This is a genomic window from Gelidibacter mesophilus DSM 14095, assembly GCF_000423005.1.
Classification (GTDB): domain Bacteria; phylum Bacteroidota; class Bacteroidia; order Flavobacteriales; family Flavobacteriaceae; genus Gelidibacter; species Gelidibacter mesophilus.
Genome location: NZ_AUHD01000006.1, coordinates 148,564 through 167,406, shown reverse-complemented (window position 1 = coordinate 167,406; position 18,843 = coordinate 148,564). Strand labels below are relative to the sequence as shown.

The 18,843-nt window shown below is 38.8% G+C and carries 13 protein-coding genes; 2 read left to right on the top strand and 11 right to left on the bottom strand.

Annotated elements, in window-relative coordinates:
- Window positions 1-198: 198 nt before the first annotated feature.
- The 8 genes from G525_RS0107880 to G525_RS0107845 all read right to left on the bottom strand — a co-directional run bounded on the left by G525_RS0107880 (window position 199) and on the right by G525_RS0107845 (window position 12,186).
- Window positions 199-1,995, bottom strand: coding sequence for a cytochrome c oxidase subunit I (locus tag G525_RS0107880; protein ID WP_027125678.1), 1,797 nt, complete (start codon window positions 1,993-1,995; stop codon window positions 199-201).
- 35 nt (window positions 1,996-2,030) lie between these two features.
- The gene (locus G525_RS0107875; protein WP_027125677.1) at window positions 2,031-3,101 is read right to left on the bottom strand and encodes a cytochrome c oxidase subunit II; all 1,071 of its coding nucleotides are present in this window, start codon (window positions 3,099-3,101) and stop codon (window positions 2,031-2,033) included.
- Between the two features lie 25 nt (window positions 3,102-3,126).
- Window positions 3,127-4,548 carry a hypothetical protein gene (locus G525_RS0107870; protein ID WP_027125676.1) on the bottom strand — a complete coding sequence of 474 codons (1,422 nt, stop codon included), beginning with the start codon at window positions 4,546-4,548 and terminating at the stop codon, window positions 3,127-3,129.
- A 23-nt stretch (window positions 4,549-4,571) separates the two neighbouring features.
- The gene (locus tag G525_RS0107865) at window positions 4,572-5,132 is read right to left on the bottom strand and encodes a c-type cytochrome (RefSeq protein ID WP_027125675.1); all 561 of its coding nucleotides are present in this window, start codon (window positions 5,130-5,132) and stop codon (window positions 4,572-4,574) included.
- A 5-nt stretch (window positions 5,133-5,137) separates the two neighbouring features.
- Window positions 5,138-5,671: a DUF3341 domain-containing protein gene (locus tag G525_RS0107860; protein ID WP_027125674.1), complete on the bottom strand. Its 534-nt coding sequence runs from the start codon at window positions 5,669-5,671 to the stop codon at window positions 5,138-5,140.
- Window position 5,672: 1 nt separating this feature from the next.
- Window positions 5,673-7,424 (bottom strand): NrfD/PsrC family molybdoenzyme membrane anchor subunit, encoded by a 1,752-nt coding sequence (gene nrfD / locus G525_RS20540; protein WP_084647729.1) that lies wholly within the window; start codon window positions 7,422-7,424, stop codon window positions 5,673-5,675.
- Between the two features lie 32 nt (window positions 7,425-7,456).
- On the bottom strand, window positions 7,457-10,735 hold the full coding sequence (locus G525_RS0107850) for a TAT-variant-translocated molybdopterin oxidoreductase (RefSeq protein WP_027125673.1): 3,279 nt from the start codon (window positions 10,733-10,735) through the stop codon (window positions 7,457-7,459).
- Between the two features lie 155 nt (window positions 10,736-10,890).
- A complete protein-coding gene (locus tag G525_RS0107845; protein ID WP_027125672.1) occupies window positions 10,891-12,186 on the bottom strand; it encodes a c-type cytochrome in 1,296 nt (431 codons plus the stop codon).
- A gap of 294 nt (window positions 12,187-12,480) precedes the next feature.
- Here G525_RS0107845 and G525_RS0107840 point away from each other — a divergent pair, with 294 nt between their 5' ends.
- Complete coding sequence (locus G525_RS0107840; protein WP_051209850.1) at window positions 12,481-12,861, top strand: SPOR domain-containing protein; 381 nt, start codon at window positions 12,481-12,483, stop codon at window positions 12,859-12,861.
- 221 nt (window positions 12,862-13,082) lie between these two features.
- Here G525_RS0107840 and infB read toward each other — a convergent pair whose 3' ends face one another.
- From infB to rimP, 3 genes are read right to left on the bottom strand one after another with little or no spacing between them, the layout of a single operon-like run.
- Window positions 13,083-15,950, bottom strand: a complete 2,868-nt coding sequence (gene infB / locus G525_RS0107835; RefSeq protein WP_027125670.1) for a translation initiation factor IF-2 — start codon at window positions 15,948-15,950, stop codon at window positions 13,083-13,085.
- Window positions 15,951-15,979: 29 nt separating this feature from the next.
- Window positions 15,980-17,212 carry a transcription termination factor NusA gene (gene nusA, locus G525_RS0107830; protein ID WP_027125669.1) on the bottom strand — a complete coding sequence of 411 codons (1,233 nt, stop codon included), beginning with the start codon at window positions 17,210-17,212 and terminating at the stop codon, window positions 15,980-15,982.
- A gap of 12 nt (window positions 17,213-17,224) precedes the next feature.
- Complete coding sequence (gene rimP, locus G525_RS0107825) at window positions 17,225-17,692, bottom strand: ribosome assembly cofactor RimP (protein ID WP_027125668.1); 468 nt, start codon at window positions 17,690-17,692, stop codon at window positions 17,225-17,227.
- A gap of 154 nt (window positions 17,693-17,846) precedes the next feature.
- Between rimP and G525_RS0107820 the strand changes: the two genes are divergently transcribed.
- Window positions 17,847-18,671, top strand: coding sequence for a universal stress protein (locus G525_RS0107820; protein ID WP_027125667.1), 825 nt, complete (start codon window positions 17,847-17,849; stop codon window positions 18,669-18,671).
- Window positions 18,672-18,843 lie beyond the last annotated feature (172 nt).

Sequence of the window (18,843 nt, the reverse complement as noted above, 5' to 3'; positions counted from 1 at the left end):
TCCATTTCTCAAAGGATGATATTGTGATGTTGAAGTTCCTCGACACCTCCTTTCAACCTAAACAGATTTTTTTGTGACCGCTAGAATCCTATTTTATAAAGTTCAGAATAATAACTCTTAATTATAAAAAAAACCTTCGGAATAATACCGAAGGTCTGTTATATTAAATTTTGAGATCCTGAATGCGCAGGAATTTGATTAATGCTGTAATTCCTCTTCACCTTCCTTTAAAGGCACGTTTTGCGGTACGAAATCAGTATCGTGTCCTGGCTTACTGTAATCATAAGACCAACGATAAACGTGAGGAATCTCACCCGGCCAGTTACCATGAACATGTTCTACTGGTGTAGTCCACTCTAAGGTATTTGATCTCCAAGGGTTTTGGGTTGCTTTCTTTCCGAAGAAAATACTTCCGAAGAAATTGTACAGATACACCAATTGAACCACACCTCCAATCAAGGCGAAAATAGTAATTACAATATTCACATCGGTTAAATCATCAAACAATGGAAATGCTGAGTTGGTATAATAACGTCTCGGTAATCCAGCCATTCCAATAAAGTGCATTGGGAAAAATACACCATACGCACAGATTGCTGTAATCCAGAAGTGGATATATCCTAAATTTTTATTCATCATTCTACCAAACATCTTTGGATACCAATGATAAATTCCAGCAAACATTCCATAGATGGCGGAGATTCCCATTACCAAGTGGAAGTGGGCAATAACAAAATAGGTATCATGCACGTTAATATCCAAGGCACTGTCTCCAACAATAATTCCTGTTAACCCACCTGTGATAAATGTAGATACAAATCCAATGGAGAATAACATGGCGGGATTCATCTGGAGGTTACCCTTCCAAATAGTCGTTATCCAGTTAAATGCTTTTACCGCAGACGGGATTGCAATCAATAAGGTTGTAAAGGTAAATACCGAACCTAGGAATGGATTCATTCCTGAAACGAACATATGATGACCCCAAACAATCGTCGATAAAAATGCAATTGCCAAAATGGAGGCTACCATGGCACGATACCCGAAAATAGGTTTTCGTGAGTTGGTTGCCATAATCTCTGACACGATTCCCATTGCTGGTAGAATTACAATATAAACTTCAGGGTGACCTAAAAACCAAAATAAATGCTCAAAAAGTACAGGCGATCCACCCTGATAGTGCAATACTTCACCTTGTATAAAGATATCTGATAAGAAGAAGGATGTTCCAAAACTTCTATCCATAATCAATAATAAGGCTGCTGATAACAATACTGGGAAGGACACCACACCAATGATTGCTGTCACAAAAAACGCCCAGATAGTCAATGGCAACCTTGTCATAGACATCCCTTTAGTTCGCATATTGATCACCGTAACAATATAGTTCAATGATCCCAACAAGGATTGCGCAATGAACAAAGCCATAGAAATCAACCAAAGCGTCATTCCCCAACCAGATCCAGGTTGGGCCATTGGTAAGGCACTTAATGGGGGATAGATTGTCCAACCTGCTGCTGCCGGTCCTGCTTCAAGAAACAAGGAAGACATCATGATGATACAGGACACAAAGAAGATCCAATATGAGAGCATGTTTATAAACCCTGAGGCCATATCTCGAGCTCCAATTTGATAAGGAATCAAAAGATTACTAAACGTTCCACTCAATCCAGCGGTCAACACGAAGAATACCATGATGGTACCATGTATGGTAACCAATGCTAAATAAATATCAGCATCCATAACACCACCCGGTGCCCACTTGCCCAATAACGCTTCAAAGAGAATGTTTGGCTCCTCAGGCCAAGCGATTTGAATACGGAACATTAGCGACATCATGACCCCCACAATTCCCATGAGAGTTCCTGTAATCAAATATTGCTTTGCAATCATCTTGTGATCCTGGCTAAAGATATACTTGGTTACAAAGGTTTCTTTGTGATGATGTCCGTGACCGTCGTCGTTTGCGTGAATATCTACTGCGTGTGTTGACATAATCTATATATACTTATTTTAAACTATTCTAATTATTATTTCAATGATTCTTTGAAGGTCTTTTGCTCAGCTATCCAAGCATCGTACTCTTCCTGGGTTTCTACAATAATATTCATTTGCATATTGTAATGTGATTTCCCACAAATCTTATTACATAATAAAAGATAATGGAACTCATATGGATCTAAAGCCTCTTCGCCTTTAGCCGTTAGATCTTTACTTTTCTCTGCACGAATATTATTGATGTTTTGAACCTTATCAATCATATCAGGTCTTTCACGCATATCCTTTGTAGTTACTGATGGCGTAAATGCAAATTTCGTGATCATGCCAGGAACACAGTTCATTTGAGCTCTAAAATGAGGCATATAGGCTGAGTGCAACACATCTTGAGAACGAATATGAAAAACTACCGGTTGGCCAACTACCAAATGTAATTCCTTAACAATAATATCATCACTTGCATTAGGATCTGCTTCATCGATACCTAAAACATTCGCTTTATCAATATCAATCAATCTGACATTGGCCATTCCTAATACGTTGTCCTGTCCGGCATAACGGGCTGTCCAAGCAAATTGTTGGGCATATAATTCAACAACCATTGGGTCAGAATCTTCGTCAATGTTCATAATAGATGTCCAAGTAAACAATCCGTAAATGATCAAACCGGCCAAAGTAATTACAGGAATAATTGTCCATACGGCCTCTAAAGTATTGTTGTCCGCAAAATACAATGCTTTTCTTCCAGTAACGCCTCTATACTTATAAGCGAAATAGTGCAATAAGAATTGTGTTACGGTTTGAACGAAAAAGATAAGGATCATGGAGATAATCATTAAATTATCAATTTCTGCGCCATGTTCTGATGCTGCATTGGACATCAAGGGCAAGTCTCCCCAATAAACAAAACAAATAATTGTAATGATATAGATAAAGGCCAAAAAGGCAATCATTAAATAACCATTAATCTTATTATCGTAATCTGTCGCGATTCCATTATTGGTGGTGTCATTACTTACTTGTGCCAGATCAAATATTTTGACCATTTGCCAAATAGCTACCGCTACAAAAAGTACTATGATAATTGTTAATAAAGCCGTCATTGTATATTTTCTTCTTTATATGTTATTAATAATGGAAATGTTCGCTTTCTTTAATAAACGGATTGTGTTTTGGAGTTAAAGGCGCTTTTGTCAATGATGTAAAGACAACAAGTAAGAATAAACCTCCAAACAACAAAATAGATCCAATTTCAGGAATTCCGATAAACCATCTATCACCTACGGTTGCAGGCATGATCATAACGAATACGTCCACATAATGACCCACTAAAACAAGGACACCAGACATCATTACAAACCAAGGTAAGCGTTTGTAATCACTATTCATCAATAGCAACATTGGAAATAGGAAATTAAGCACTACCATTCCAAAGAAAAGTATGTTATAATCTTCTATCCGTGTTACAAAATAAACAACCTCTTCTGGAATATTGGCATACCAGATCAACATGAATTGAGAAAACCATAGATACGTCCAGAAAATACTAAATCCAAACATATACTTCGCCAAATCATGGATATGACTATCATTGACCATTGGTAAAAGTCCTTTTGTTTTTAGATAAATAGTGACCATAGCAATAACGGTTACCGCACTTACAATCATACTTGCAAAAACATACCATCCAAATAAGGTACTGAACCAATGTGGATCAACACTCATAATCCAGTCCCAAGACATAATAGATTCTGTATAAATATAGAACACTAAAAATGCTGCGGCAATACGGAATGATTTTTTAAAGTTTCTGTTATCACCTGGTTCTGCATTATCTTGCGCTATAGAAAACTTACGGGCAAAATACCTGTAGGTACACCAACCACCAATAAAAATTGCCGCTCGGATGATAAACCATGTAATGTCCAAATAGCCAGACTTGTTTTGAATCAATTTATCGCCGGCAACAACATCTTCGTTCATCCAGATAAAGATCTCATTGTTATGACCAATATAGTGTGATCCCAATGCGATGGCCACAACAATTATGGCCCCAGGCAATAAATAAGCTGTTATACCTTCCATGACGCGCATTAATAATGGCGACCAACCTGCTTGTGCAGCAATATGAATGGCATAAAAAGCTAAAGCTCCTAGCGCAATCATCATAAAGAAAAATGCTGCGACATACATAGCTGACCAAGGTCTTTTAGCGAGTTGTTCTTTGACATGTTCAGCATGTTCATCATCATGGGAAGCATTGCCATGATCAGAAACGTTGTCATGCGCTGAATCCTGAACATCATCCACATTTGCCGTAGCATCATAGGCATTAGCGTCATGAGTGTTGTCCTCATGATTCTCACCACCAGCTACTAAATGTGCTTGGGTTTCATACCCACCATCATGATGCGCATGTTCATCAGCCAACATTGTTTTGACTTCGTCTAAAGATTTATGAGATGTCATAAAACCATAAGCCACTCCTATTACACCCAATACTATCAGGATGATGGAAAATGTCTTTAATCTATTTGAAATTGTATACATATCTATATTGAATCTTTAACAGTCTAACTTCCTCCTAATTCTGATTTAAGTTGCATCACATAATCCACAACTTGCCAACGTTCTTCCTCATTTAATTGATTGGCATAAGAACCCATCACGTTTTTACCATAATGTATCGTATGGTAAACACTACCTTGGGTTAAAGCTCTTCCTTGATCATTAAATGCAGGTACTCCTAATATCTTTTCACGTTTAACCAAAATACCTTGGCCATCACCTTTCTTACCGTGGCATACCCCGCAGTAAATATCATACAGCTGCCCCCCTCTAGGAGAATCAATTGCGGTAGAATCCAAAGGACTTACCAAAGTGGCCTTTGCCAAATTATAACCCTCAATACTTCCGTCAATATCAAAAGGTTTGTGACCTCTCGCTACTGAGCCTTCAGCAGGTAATTTTGCTTCCATTCCTTCGGGCAAAAATTCAACTTCTCCATAGGCTTCGTATCCTATGGGTTCATACATGTCTGGGAAAAATTGATAATTAGGTCTTGATTTATTTTGACATGATGCCAAAGAGACCAATACAACCATCAATACTAATATTTTAAATAAGCTTTTCATGTGTACTAGTGTGCTTTATCAATTAAGGTAACTTCTACAGCTCCTGTATTTCTCAATATATCAAACTGTTCATCAACATTGGCTCCGGCAGTAATTTCCATTAAGAAATGATCGTCCGTAGTTCTCGTATCAGGATTTTCAGCTTTTTTGAAAGGCCACATTCTACTGCGTAAATAAAAAGTGATGACCATTAAATGCGCTGAAAAAAATACGGTCAACTCAAACATAATTGGAACAAAAGCCGGCATGTTTTCGATATAACTAAAACTTGGTTTACCACCTATATCTTGCGGCCAATCTTCAATCATTATAAAGTTCATCAATACGATGGAGACTACCAAGCCCAAAACTCCATAGATAAAAGCTGTTATTGCCAATCTTGTTGGTGCCAATCCCATTGCTTTGTCCAACCCGTGTACCGGAAAAGGCGTATATATTTCTTCGATGTGATAGCGTTCTGCCCGCACTTTTTTAACTGCAGCCATCAAGACATCATCATCTGTGTACATGGCGTGAATTACTTTTGAAGATCCTTCCATATTACTGTTTGTTGTTGATTAATAATTTAGCTTGTCCAGCCCAATCGTCACGTTCTGCCCTTCCAGGGAATGACGCCGAAATTTCGTCTAACAAGTCATATTCAATTTTCGTCATATTGCTCACCTGCAAGAAAGAAAAGATACCAATACCATTAAGTATTTGCTCCATTTTCGGACCGATACCGTTAATAAGCTGTAAATCATCCTTAGTTTGGGTTAAAGGATCAAAGACTCCAACGCTTTCCATCAACTTATTAATTGATTCTGGATCATGAGGTTTTACGGTAGATCGTTCTTCAACTATAGGCGCTCCCGCATGAGGGACTACTTTATGTGTACGAATATCAGATCCAGTTCCCACTAAACTTTCACCAGATTCTCTGATGCGTTTGTAACGTTGACCAGATGATTTCAGTATCGTTTTAATCTCAGCTTGTGCAATTACTGGGAAAGTACGTGCATATAATAAGAACAATACAAAAAAGAATCCGATGGTTCCAATGAAAATTCCAATATCCACAAATGTTGGTTGGAACATGGTCCATGAGGATGGTAAATAATCTCTATGCAAAGAAGTCACTATAATTACAAAACGTTCAAACCACATTCCAACGTTTACAACAATGGAAATAAAGAACGAGAACATAATACTTGTACGCAATTTCTTGAACCACATAAACTGTGGGGAGAATACATTGCAGCTCATCATTAGCAAATATGCCCACCAATAAGGTCCCGTAGCTCTATTTAAGAATGCATATTGCTCATATTCTACGCCTGAATACCAAGCAATGAATAACTCCGTAATATAAGCTACACCAACTATAGAACCCGTAATCATGATAACGATGTTCATCAACTCAATATGCTGTACCGTGATATAGTCTTCAAGACTCACAACTTTTCTCATTATGATCAAAAGCGTGTTTACCATGGCAAATCCAGAGAAAATGGCTCCAGCAACAAAGTAAGGTGGAAAAATGGTGGTATGCCATCCCGGAACTATGGAGGTTGCGAAGTCAAAAGATACAATGGTATGTACAGAAAGTACAAGAGGTGTGGCTAAACCAGCAAGAACCAAAGATACTTCTTCAAAACGTTGCCAATCTTTAGCTCTACCAGACCATCCGAAAGATATTAACGAATAAATTTTCTTTTGGAAAGGTTTTACTGCTCTATCACGAATCATGGCAAAGTCAGGAAGTAAACCAGTCCACCAGAACACTAATGAAACCGATAAGTACGTTGAAATTGCAAAAACGTCCCAAAGTAACGGTGAGTTAAAGTTAACCCATAAGGAACCGAATTGGTTTGGAATTGGCAATACCCAGTATCCTAACCATGGACGTCCCATGTGGATGATAGGAAACAATCCTGCTTGAAATACCGCAAAGATGGTCATCGCTTCCGCAGAACGGTTAATGGCCATACGCCACTTTTGACGGAATAGCAGTAATACTGCAGATATCAGAGTCCCTGCGTGACCAATACCAACCCACCAAACGAAATTGGTAATGTCCCAGGCCCAACCAATGGTTTTATTCAGACCCCAAACCCCAATTCCTGTTGCTATGGTATAAATGATACATCCAATTCCCCAAAGAAAAGCTAGGAGTGCGATAGAAAAAACTATCCACCAGGATTTATTGGCTTTTCCTTCTACAGGTTTTGCTATATCCACAGAAACATCGTGGTATGATTTTTCACCTAGTACTAAAGGTCTTCTAATAGGTGCTTCGTAATGAGACGCCATAATGCTTTTAGAATTATTTCTTATTAATATAATTATGCTTCGGTTGTATTTCTCACTATCGTGTGATACTGGACGTTTGGTTGTGTTCCAATATATTCCAATAAGCGATACATACGTTTATCTTCTTTAAGTTTTGCAACTTTACTTTCTTTGTCGTTGATATCTCCAAAAACCATTGCTCCTGTGCCACAAGCGGCAGAACATGCTGTTTGAAATTCACCATCTTTAATTTCACGTCCGTCGCGCTTGGCGTCAAGAATCGTTTTTTGTGTTTTTTGGATACACAAAGAACATTTCTCCATAACCCCTCTAGACCTTACAACAACATCAGGATTAAGAACCATACGGCCTAAATCATCATTCATGAAGTAGTCAAATTCCTCATTTTTGTTGTATCGGAACCAGTTGAAACGACGTACTTTATAAGGACAGTTATTAGCGCAATAACGGGTACCTACACAACGGTTGTAAGCCATGTGGTTTTGACCTTGACGTCCGTGTGATGTTGCCGCAACAGGGCAAACTGTTTCACAAGGTGCATGGTTACAATGCTGACACATGATTGGTTGGAAAGCTACCTGAGGATTATCCGCGGCAATTTCCATGTCGTGCAAGGTGTTTTTAATTCCTGTATCACCAGTTAAACCTTTAGCCGCCTCTTTTCTTTCAATATCCCCGGTAAATGTATCTTCAGAAGAATAGTATCTATCAATACGCAACCAGTGCATATCCCTACTACGTCTTATTTCAGACTTACCAACTACTGGAACGTTATTTTCAGCATGACAAGCAATAACACAAGCACCACATCCGGTACAGGCATTTAAATCAATGGACAAATTAAAGTGATGTCCGATAGATCTATCAAATTCATCCCACAAATCGACATCAGGAGATGTCACAGGAGTTTCTACGTGATTTAAAGAGACATGAGGCACCTCATTCCAGTGCTTCTTATCTTTTGTATTAAAAATTTCAAGAGTGGTTTCCTTAATAATATCGCCACGACCCATCAACGTATTATGCAATTGTACACAAGCAAACTCATGTTCACCTGCTACTAATTTAATAGAAACATCTGATTGGGCACTGTTGAAATTTGCGTAAAATGGATACGCATTTTTACCCGTCTGCATTTCCTCCTTAAGACCTTTCGTACGACCGTAACCTAAGGATAAACCTAAAGAACCTACCGCTTGACCTGGTTGGATAATTGCTGGAACAGTAATTGTTTGCCCATTAACTGATAACTCCACTAAACTACCGTTAAGACCACCATTGGCAACGTGCCAATTTTTAATATCCAATCGTTTTGCATCTGTCGCAGACACTGTTACATAATTATCCCAAGACGCTCTAGAAATAGGGTCTGGAAATTCTTGTAACCATGGGTTATTGGCCTGTTGACCATCTCCCATACCTGTTTTGGTATAAAGCTGCAACTCCATCCCATTAGAAGACGACGTGGAAGCAAGCGCTCTCGCAGCATCACCTCCAGAAACGGAAGCCACTGCACTCACACCAGCTGCTGAGCCAGAAGTGGAAGAAGAGGTCGAAGATGTTGTGACATACTCATCCTTATCTTCATCCTTTATACCAACTCCTACAGCCGCATCATGAATGATACCACCAACAAAAGTTCTATCTTTTTTCTCTTTTAATGTTGTCGAAGCAGTCGTTGTCGATGCCGAAGAAGGCCCTGAAGCTAAAACACCATTTAAGCCCGTAGCAACATACATTCCATCATGCAAGGCTTGATTGAATGAAGCGCCACCAAGGATACCTGTACTCCAATTTTCTTTGATAAAATCGTAATACGATGCATCACTACCAGTCCATTTCAACAATGCCTGTTGAAACTGACGTGTATCAAACAAAGGACGGATAGTTGGTTGCATTAAACCGAAATGGCCTTTTTTAAGCTCTACGTCTCCCCATGACTCTAAATAATGAGGCACTGCAGCAATATATTGCGATTCAGAAGCAGTCTCGTCGGCCTTCAATGTGAAGGAGATAGACAGCTCTGTTTGTTTTAAACCTTCCGCAAAGTCACTTGCGTTTGGCAATGTGTACAACGGATTCACACCGTTCATAATAATTGCACCAACCTTACCAGCTTTCATATTGGCTATTAAAGTCATGACGGCTTTATCACTTCCCTGTCTCGTTTTAATAGGCGTTGAAGGATCGAAAGCTTTACTTCCTAAAGCTGCATTAATCTCTAATGCTATGGTCTGGGCATTGACATCATTGATTCCTGTTACAAAAACCCCATTACTACCCGCTTTTTTCAACTCAGAAGCCACTTTTTGAATTGCTTCATCAAGATGCGCTGGCAAATCTGTTGACACAGATTGTCCGGTCACATAACTATACAACTTAGCTAAAGCTTGTTTTTGTTGTGAAGGGGTTGCTGGAATACGTTTATCAGCATTGGCACCTGTTAATGACATATTTGCTTCAATTTGAATATGTCTTGACATTTTCCCATTGGTTGGAATACGTCCTAGTGAATAGCCCGATTCAAATCCGCCACCTTGCCAATCTCCAAGAAAATCAGCGCCAACAGAAACGATCACAGAAGCTTTAGAAAAATCATAATTTGCCAAACCGCGCTCACCGTATTTAGCCTGATAGGCATCTAATGCAGTCGATTCAGAAACAGCGTCGTAGACAACGTGACTTACATTGCCATATTTTTCTTGAAAATTAGAAATCAGTTTACTGGTTGAAGGACTTGCAAAAGTTTGTGTAAGTAACACAATCTCTTTACCTCCATTCATCACCTCAGTCAATTTCTGATTGGTTTCTGAGTCAAAAGTATCCCATGAGATATTTTCTCCAGCTCTTTGAGGGCCTTTCACTCTCAAACTATCATATAACCCTAAAATTGAAGCATGAACTCTAGCATTAACACCTCCTTGGGAAGCGGCTAAGTTATTGTTGTCAATTTTAACAGGTCGACCTTCGCGCGTTTTAACCAAAACACTTGCAAAATCGAACCCGTCAGCAATTGTTGTAGCGTAATAGTTAGCTACGCCAGGAATGATTTCTTCTGGTTGCACAACGTAAGGAATGGATTTCACAACCGGTCCTTCACAAGCCGCTAACGATGCCGCTGCTGTACTGAAACCAACATATTTTAAGAAATCACGACGTGTTGTTGACGACGTCTCCAAATTGGCTTTGTTTCCTAAAAATTCGTCAGTCGGAATTTCTTCAACAAATTCATTTTGTCTAAGCGTCTCAACAATGGAGCTGTCTGCGTTTAGCTCCTCAACACTTCTCCAGTATTTCTTGTTTGATGACATAATTTATATTTACGATTTTTGATTCTCGATTTACGATTCTAATTTACGGATTGGTTTTGGCAATCGTAATTCGTAAATCGTAGTTCTAAAAATGTTATACCTTTTCTTGTTTATTCAAAACATCCTATGACAGGATTCACTCTGTGTTTCTATGCTTAGTAATGACATTTACCACATTCTAAACCTCCCATTTGTGCCACGGTAAGTTTTTCTACACCATATTTTTTAGATAATTGGTCATGAATTTTAGTGTAATATTCATTGTTTTCAACTTTCACATCCGTTTCTCTATGGCAGTTAATACACCATCCCATAGTTAAAGGCGAATGTTGTGACATGATTTCCATAGTCTCCACAGGACCATGACACGTTTGACACTCAATGCCTCCAACTGTAACGTGTTGTGAGTGATTGAAATATGCGAAGTCAGGAAGATTATGGATACGTATCCATTTTACCGGTTGCGGTTCTCCTGTATATTTTTGATCAGCAGGACTCCAGCCTGTTGCAGCGTAAAGTTTTTCGATTTCAGCATTATAATCAACACCATATTCTTTTCCTTCTGCAAGTGTTTCTGGTGCCACTTCAGAGATGGACTTATGACAGTTCATACACACGTTCAACGAAGGAATACCAGAAGTTTTACTTACACGAGCTGATGAGTGACAATATTTACAATCAATGCCATTATCACCAGCGTGAATTCTGTGTGAATAATGAATTGGCTGCACAGGCGCGTAACCCTCATTGACATCAATCTGCATAAAATAACCGAAGACAAAATAAGCACTCACCAACAATAAGAGAATTACAGACACCAAAACCAAGAATTGATTTTGAACAAAGGCCTTCCAGATTGGAACTCCCTTTTGCTGAGCACTAAGATCCACACCTTTGGCTTCAGCAAAGCGGTTTAATGTACGTCTTACCAAAACCAAAGCCATTGCCAATAATGCAAACAATACCGCTAAGGCTCCAAGAATTAATGTATTTGATGTGCCATCTCCTCCACCTGAAGACTCTGTCCCTCCAGTTGGTGCAGCTACCACAGGCGCCGCTTTTTCTTCAGCGGTATAGGCCAAGATATCACTGATGTCCTCATCCGACAATTGCGGAAATGGCATCATCGGCATTTGATTATACTCGTTATAAATTTTATTTGCGTAGGCGTCACCAGATTTAATAAGACCCGCACTATTGTGGATCCAAGCGGTTAACCATGCCCTATCCAGACCTTCTTCATCCGCTAACTTCTTCTCAATATTACGAAGCGCCGGCCCTGTCATGGGCGCATCTAATTTGTGACATGCGGCACAATTGGCGTTATATAATGTTTTTCCTTTGGCAGGATCTCCATCTTGAGCGTAAAGCGATGTTGAAAACGTAAGTAAAAAAAGGAACCCTAATTGTAGAATATTAGCGGCCAATTTACGGTGTATCACCTGTTTCATATTATTAGTTGAGTTATCTTCCAAACTTTGGTATGATTTTTTCGTTAAAAAGAAAAAAATACGGTTATAAAATGTCTCGCAAAAGTAATACTTAAAGTCGATTTGAAAAATGTTAGAGAACTGTTAATTGGTAATTTATAAACATTCTAAATAATAAAATGGGCCATATTTAGTTTAATAAAACCACATGAGTACATTACGAATTTATTTTAATATTTTTGCCGGATGCGAATGATTTAGGAATAAATCATTTAGAACTATTTTTAACACAAATCACCTAAAAAATAATATGCCATGATCAAACCCATTGTTAGAATATCCTTAATAATGTTCACATTTCTTTTTTCAACAATTGCATTGCAAGCGCAACAAGGCAATGTCGAAATTGACCAAAATAAGGATATCGATAGGCTTTTGGAGTTCAAAAAAGACCTCAGTACTCTAAATGCCTTTATCATCCAAGTATATAATGGCCCTCGTAGTGGTGCTGAATCTACCAAAAGTGACGTTGCAACGTTGTATCCGGATTGGAGCAACTCCATTCAATATGAACAGCCCAATTACAAGATTTGGGTAGGTAACTTTAGAACGCGGCTGGAAGCTGACAGAGCGCTTATGGAAGTTAAAAAAAGCTATGCGAACGCTTTTATTTTGCAGCCTAAAAAGAACAAGTAACGGGCATTAAAACCACTATCTACTCCGTAATGCATTCTGGTCACTCACTATAATATTGACCACATAGGAGCGGTTTTGATCTAAAATCATTTTACGGTAGCTATACAGCTAGATGTGATAATTCTAAGTCCAACTACCTTAAATTAAAATACAAATACTGGTTATAACCCACAAAAAAAGCGACTCGATGAGTCGCTTTTTTACGTTTAATATTTTGAAAATTATTTCAATTTCTTTTTCACTTCGACCTCATGGAATGCTTCGATAACATCATTTTCCTTAATGTCATTATAATTTTTAATTTGCATCCCACAATCGTAACCTTTAGAGACTTCTTTAGCATCATCTTTAAATCGTTTCAATGAGGCCAGTTCACCTGTGTAAACTACAACACCTTCTCTAATCAATCGGATGCTTGAATTTCTAAATATTTTACCGGTCGTTACCATACATCCTGCAATAGTTCCAACTTTAGAAACTTTAAATATTTCCCTAATTTCGGCAGTACCTGTAATCTCCTCTTTAAGCTCAGGTGACAACATACCTTCCATCGCATCTTTCAGATCATTTATGGCATCATAAATAATGGAGTACATTCTGATATCAATTTCTTCCTTATCTGCAATCTGACGCGCATTACCCATTGGACGCACGTTAAATCCGATAATAATCGCATCAGAAGCGGTTGCCAACAACACATCACTTTCAGTAATGGCACCTACCCCTTTATGAATGATGTTCACTTGAATTTCTTCAGTAGACAATTTTTGGAACGAATCCGTCAATGCTTCCACTGATCCGTCCACATCTCCTTTAAGGATAATGTTCAACTCTTGGAAATCTCCAAGAGCGATACGACGGCCAATTTCATCAAGGGTGATATGACGTTGTGTTCTCACCGACTGCTCACGCTGTAATTGTGTACGTTTTGCAGCAATTTGTTTTGCTTCACGTTCATCGGCGAATACGCTAAACTTATCACCTGCCTGTGGTGCACCGTCCAATCCTAAGATTGAAACAGGGGTTGAAGGGCCTGCAGATTTAACGTCATTACCACGTTCATCATGCATGGCTCTAACTTTTCCACTGTTTTTACCAGCAAGTACGTAGTCACCAATATTTAGTGTTCCGGCCTGTACCAAAATTGTGGATACATAACCTCTACCTTTATCCAAGAACGCCTCAACTACTGTTCCCACAGCACGCTTATTCGGATTAGCCTTAAGCTCTAATAATTCAGCTTCTAAAACTACTTTTTCCAATAATTCCTTAACACCTTGCCCTGTTTTGGCGGAGATATCTTGAGATTGGATTTTACCACCCCAATCCTCAACCAATAAGTTCATTTGGGCTAAACCTTCTTTTACTTTTTCAGGGTTCGCACTTGGCTTATCTATTTTGTTGATAGCAAAAATAATTGGCACTCCCGCCGCTTGGGCATGAGAAATGGCCTCTTTTGTTTGTGGCATGATGGCATCATCCGCAGCAATTACAATAATTGCTAAATCGGTTACTTGCGCACCACGAGCACGCATGGCCGTAAAGGCCTCGTGACCTGGAGTATCCAGGAACGCCATTTTTTGGCCGCTCTCCAATTGTACGCCATAAGCCCCAATATGTTGGGTAATCCCACCTGACTCTCCTGCAATAACATTTTCTTGACGGATATAATCCAAAAGTGATGTTTTACCGTGATCAACGTGTCCCATTACCGTAACAATTGGTGCACGTGGTTTTAAATCTTCAGGATTGTCTTCAATAATTTCAATACTCTCTTCAAGATCTGACGATACGAACTCAACATCATAGCCAAACTCATCTGCAACAACAGATAAGGTTTCAGCATCCAAACGTTGGTTCATGGTGACCATCATCCCTAAAGACATACAGGCAGAGATAATTTGCGTCACCGGAACATCCATCATCGTTGCTACTTCACTTGCCGTAACAAATTCCGTAACTTTCAATACTTTGCTCTCCGCTTCTTGCTGCTCAATATCCTTCTCCGTCTGTTGACGGTGTTGATCTCTCTTGTCTCTTCTATACTTGGCGCCTTTTCCTCTATTGGTTTTGCCTTGGAGCTTCTCAAGAGTTTCGCGGACCTGCTTTTGCACATCTGCCTCGCTTGGCTCTTCTTTTACAGTGCTCGTACGAACACCCGGTTTCCCCTTATAATTGGCGCTTGGTCTATTACCACCAAAAGCCGGCTTAGCTCCAGGAGCTGCAGGGCCTTTACTGATACGACGTCTTTTCTTCTTATTGGCATCAGAAGCCGCTGGCTTCTTTTCCTCTTTTTTCTTCTTTGGCTTGTTAAATTGCGAAAGATCTATCTTTTCTCCAGCAATTTTTGGCCCAGTCAACTTTTGATATTGTGTTTTTATCGGCTCGTCATCTGGTGTGCCTGTTTCAGACTTTTCAGTTGTTTCAGCTTTTTCTACCGCTTCAGTTTTTTCAACTTTTTCAGTTTTTTCAACCTTATCAGTCTTCTCAACCTTTTCAACTTTGTTTACCTTTTCCGTTTTCTCAGCCGTCTTAGTCTCATCTTGAGCCTTCTCAGCTTGCTTTGGAGATTCTTTGACTTCTGGTTGAACTTCCCCTTGAGGACTCTCGTCCACTGAAGGACTTTCTTTTACTGACGGTCTCTCTTTTAGAGGTGTCTCAGGCTGCTTTGCTACTTCAGCAGGTTTTTCCTCTTTTGGAGCTTCTACCTTAGGCTTTTCAGATTTCTCCTCCTTTTTAGGATCTAAATCAATTTTACCAACTTGTTTTGGCCCACTCAAAGGTGACCTAGCTTTTACAACTTGTTTGCTAGCTTCTTCCCTCTTCAGTTTTTCCTCAATCTCACGCTCGCGCTGCTCACGCAGTTCTTCCTTTTCTTTCAACTTAGCCTCACTTACCTCTTGCGAGGCTTGTTTTTTATTGGCATCCGTTTGAAACTCATTGGAAAGAATGGTATGAACATCCTCTGATATTTTCGTATTGGGACTCTTTTCCACGCTCACGCCCTTCGATTCCAAAAAATCAACTGCACGATCAATAGAAATATTGAGCTCTCTTAATACTTTATTTAATCTAATTGTATCAGCCATAAATTGCTTCTAATATAACTTAATATGTGTTATTCTTCAAATTCTTCCTTAAGAATTCTGATAACATCTAAAATGGTTTCTTCTTCTAGATCGGTTCTCTTAACCAAATCCTGAACATCTTGTTCTAATATACTTTTAGCAGTATCTAAACCTGCTTTGCTGAATTCTTCAATGATCCAGCCTTCTATCTCATCAGTAAATTCTGATAATTCCACATCTTCTTCAGCTCCTTCTCTAAAGACATCAATTTCATATCCTGTCAACTGTCCTGCCAAACGGATATTATGACCTCCTCTACCTATAGCCTTACTAACTTCTTCAGGTTTAAGAAGCACTTCAGCACGCTTAGTTTCCTCATTAAGCTTAACAGAAGTTACTCTTGCAGGACTTAAAGCTCTGGTAATAAATAATTGAACGTTACTTGTGTAATTGATAACGTCAATATTTTCGTTACCCAATTCTCTTACAATACCATGTATTCTTGAACCTTTCATACCTACGCAGGCACCCACTGGATCAATTCTATCATCATAGGAGTCAACCGCTACTTTTGCTTTTTCTCCAGGCATTCTAACCACTTTTTTGATGGTAATCAAACCGTCAAAAACCTCAGGGATTTCTTGTTCAAATAATTTCTCCAAAAATACTGGAGCTGTTCTTGACATGATGATGGTGGGCTTATTACCTTTAAGCTCAACACTCTCAATAATCCCCTTTACATTCTCCCCTTTTCGGAAGAAATCAGAAGGAATTTGTTTTTCTTTTGGAAGGATGATCTCATTACCTTCATCATCTAATAAAATGATGGCTCTGTGACGAATATGGTGTACTTCGGCAGTATAAATCTCACCAACCAAATCCTTAAAATTCTTGTAGATATTGGTATTATCGTGCTCCTGAATTTTAGAAATCAAATTTTGACGTAATGCCAGGATGGAACGTCTCCCCAAATCGATCAATTTCACAGCTTCAGCCACATCCTCACCAACTTCAAAATCAGGCTCAATTTTACGGGCTTGAGAAAGTTCAATTTCTTGATTTGGCTCCTCTACTTCACCATCAGCAACAACAATTCTATTTCTCCAAATCTCTAAATCGCCTTTGTCAGGATTAATAATGATATCAAAGTTATCGTCATCACCATACTTCTTCTTCAGCGCATTTCTCAACACGTCCTCTAAAATCGCCATTAACGTTACACGATCGATTAATTTATCGTCTTTAAATTCCGAAAAAGAATCAATTAACGCAATATTTTCCATAACTACATCGAATTAAAATTTTATTATCACTTTAGCTTCTAAAATATCTTCATACATAATTTTAGCCTGCTTTTCTACCGTTACCTTACCTTTACCAACTGGCTTAGGCTCTTTTGCTTTCCACTCCAAAACCACATTATCGGCATTAACTTCGGTCAAAACACCTTCAATCTTTGAATTGGGTTTTGCTTTAATTTCCAAAGTTCGGCCAATATTCTTTTTATACTGTCTCTTATTGACCAATGGTGACGTCGCTCCCGCTGAGGCCACGTCCAAAGAAAAATCGTTCTCTTCTCGGTCTAAATTGTTCTCAATAGCGCGACTCATAAATATACAGTCTTCAACGGTCACACCGTTATCGCCATCAATAATGACGCTAATTTTATTATCAGCCTGTAATTTTAAATCAATCAAAAAAAGGTCAAGCCTTTCTTCCAATCCATTTTCTATCAAGTCCTTAACAATAGTCTCAGTCAGCATTTTCTTAGTATAAAAAGAGGGGACTTTCATGTCCCCTCGTGTTCTCTTTTACCATTCAGCGGTGCAAATATACAATTTTTTTATTGATTTATCCAAAGCATATAAAGTCGTTTTTTATTATTAAATTTATGATTCACTAACCAACTTCTCTGTTATGAAAAAAATTCTAGTCCCAACCGACTTCTCTGAACAAGCTGAAAACGCGCTAAAAGTGGCAGTTCAATTGGCAAAAAAGTATGGTTCCGAAATATATCTTTTGCACATGCTAGAACTGCCTTTGCCAGAAATTGATACCATGAACACACCTAGCGCTTTACCAGAAGCTATGTTTTTTATGAAATTGGCCCATCAAAAATTTGAGACTTTGTTGGCTCAAGACTATCTTAAAGGCATTACCGTGCATGAGATCGTGAAGAATTATCCATCCTTTGGCAGCGTTGTTGACACCTGTCATGAACTTGATGTCAACTTGATTGTTATGGGGTCTCATGGCGCCAGCGGATTCAAGGAAATGTTTATAGGTTCTAACGCAGAAAAAGTGGTGCGCACGTCAGATATCCCCGTTTTGGTTATTAAAAGTAACCATGCCGAGTTTACGATAGATCGGTTTGTTTTTGCTTCAGATTTTAAGGAGGATAATAATGAAACATATAAACAGGCGACCGATTTTGCAAAGTCTTTTGGAGCAAAAATGTATTTGTTGATGGTCAATACGGCTAACAATTTCACTTCAACAGCAGAAGCGGAAAAACGTATTCATAACTTTATTAAAGATTATGATTTTAAAGAGTACAGCATCCATATTTATAATGATGAAAGCATTGAAAGCGGCATTCTAAATTTCGCAAAAGAAGTGGATGCCGATTTAATTGGCATCAGCACCCACGGCCGACAAGGTATTGCCCATTTCTTCAACGGCAGTATTGGCGAAGATGTGGTGAACCATGCCAAACGACCAGTGATTACATTTAAAATTTAGGGAGGATGGGCTAGGATATTTTGACTTTTTTTTATTGAATTTTTTCTTGGTAACGACCGAAGAAATGACTCGTTTCAAACCCAATAGGCAAAAGAGTCTTGGGATTAGACATTGTCATAAATAATCCAACATTTAGCGCAAGCACTCTGAGTTTTGTAAAGGATTTTTCCCA

Excerpts from the sequence above, each read along its gene's own strand:
- G525_RS0107880 (WP_027125678.1), bottom strand. The coding sequence starts at position 1,995 with ATGTCAACACACGCAGTAGATATTCACGCAAACGACGACGGTCACGGA.
- G525_RS0107875 (WP_027125677.1), bottom strand. The coding sequence starts at position 3,101 with ATGACGGCTTTATTAACAATTATCATAGTACTTTTTGTAGCGGTAGCT.
- G525_RS0107870 (WP_027125676.1), bottom strand. The coding sequence starts at position 4,548 with ATGTATACAATTTCAAATAGATTAAAGACATTTTCCATCATCCTGATA.
- G525_RS0107865 (WP_027125675.1), bottom strand. The coding sequence starts at position 5,132 with ATGAAAAGCTTATTTAAAATATTAGTATTGATGGTTGTATTGGTCTCT.
- G525_RS0107860 (WP_027125674.1), bottom strand. The coding sequence starts at position 5,671 with ATGGAAGGATCTTCAAAAGTAATTCACGCCATGTACACAGATGATGAT.
- nrfD (WP_084647729.1), bottom strand. The coding sequence starts at position 7,424 with ATGGCGTCTCATTACGAAGCACCTATTAGAAGACCTTTAGTACTAGGT.
- G525_RS0107850 (WP_027125673.1), bottom strand. The coding sequence starts at position 10,735 with ATGTCATCAAACAAGAAATACTGGAGAAGTGTTGAGGAGCTAAACGCA.
- G525_RS0107845 (WP_027125672.1), bottom strand. The coding sequence starts at position 12,186 with ATGAAACAGGTGATACACCGTAAATTGGCCGCTAATATTCTACAATTA.
- G525_RS0107840 (WP_051209850.1), top strand. The coding sequence starts at position 12,481 with ATGATCAAACCCATTGTTAGAATATCCTTAATAATGTTCACATTTCTT.
- infB (WP_027125670.1), bottom strand. The coding sequence starts at position 15,950 with ATGGCTGATACAATTAGATTAAATAAAGTATTAAGAGAGCTCAATATT.
- nusA (WP_027125669.1), bottom strand. The coding sequence starts at position 17,212 with ATGGAAAATATTGCGTTAATTGATTCTTTTTCGGAATTTAAAGACGAT.
- rimP (WP_027125668.1), bottom strand. The coding sequence starts at position 17,692 with ATGCTGACTGAGACTATTGTTAAGGACTTGATAGAAAATGGATTGGAA.
- G525_RS0107820 (WP_027125667.1), top strand. The coding sequence starts at position 17,847 with ATGAAAAAAATTCTAGTCCCAACCGACTTCTCTGAACAAGCTGAAAAC.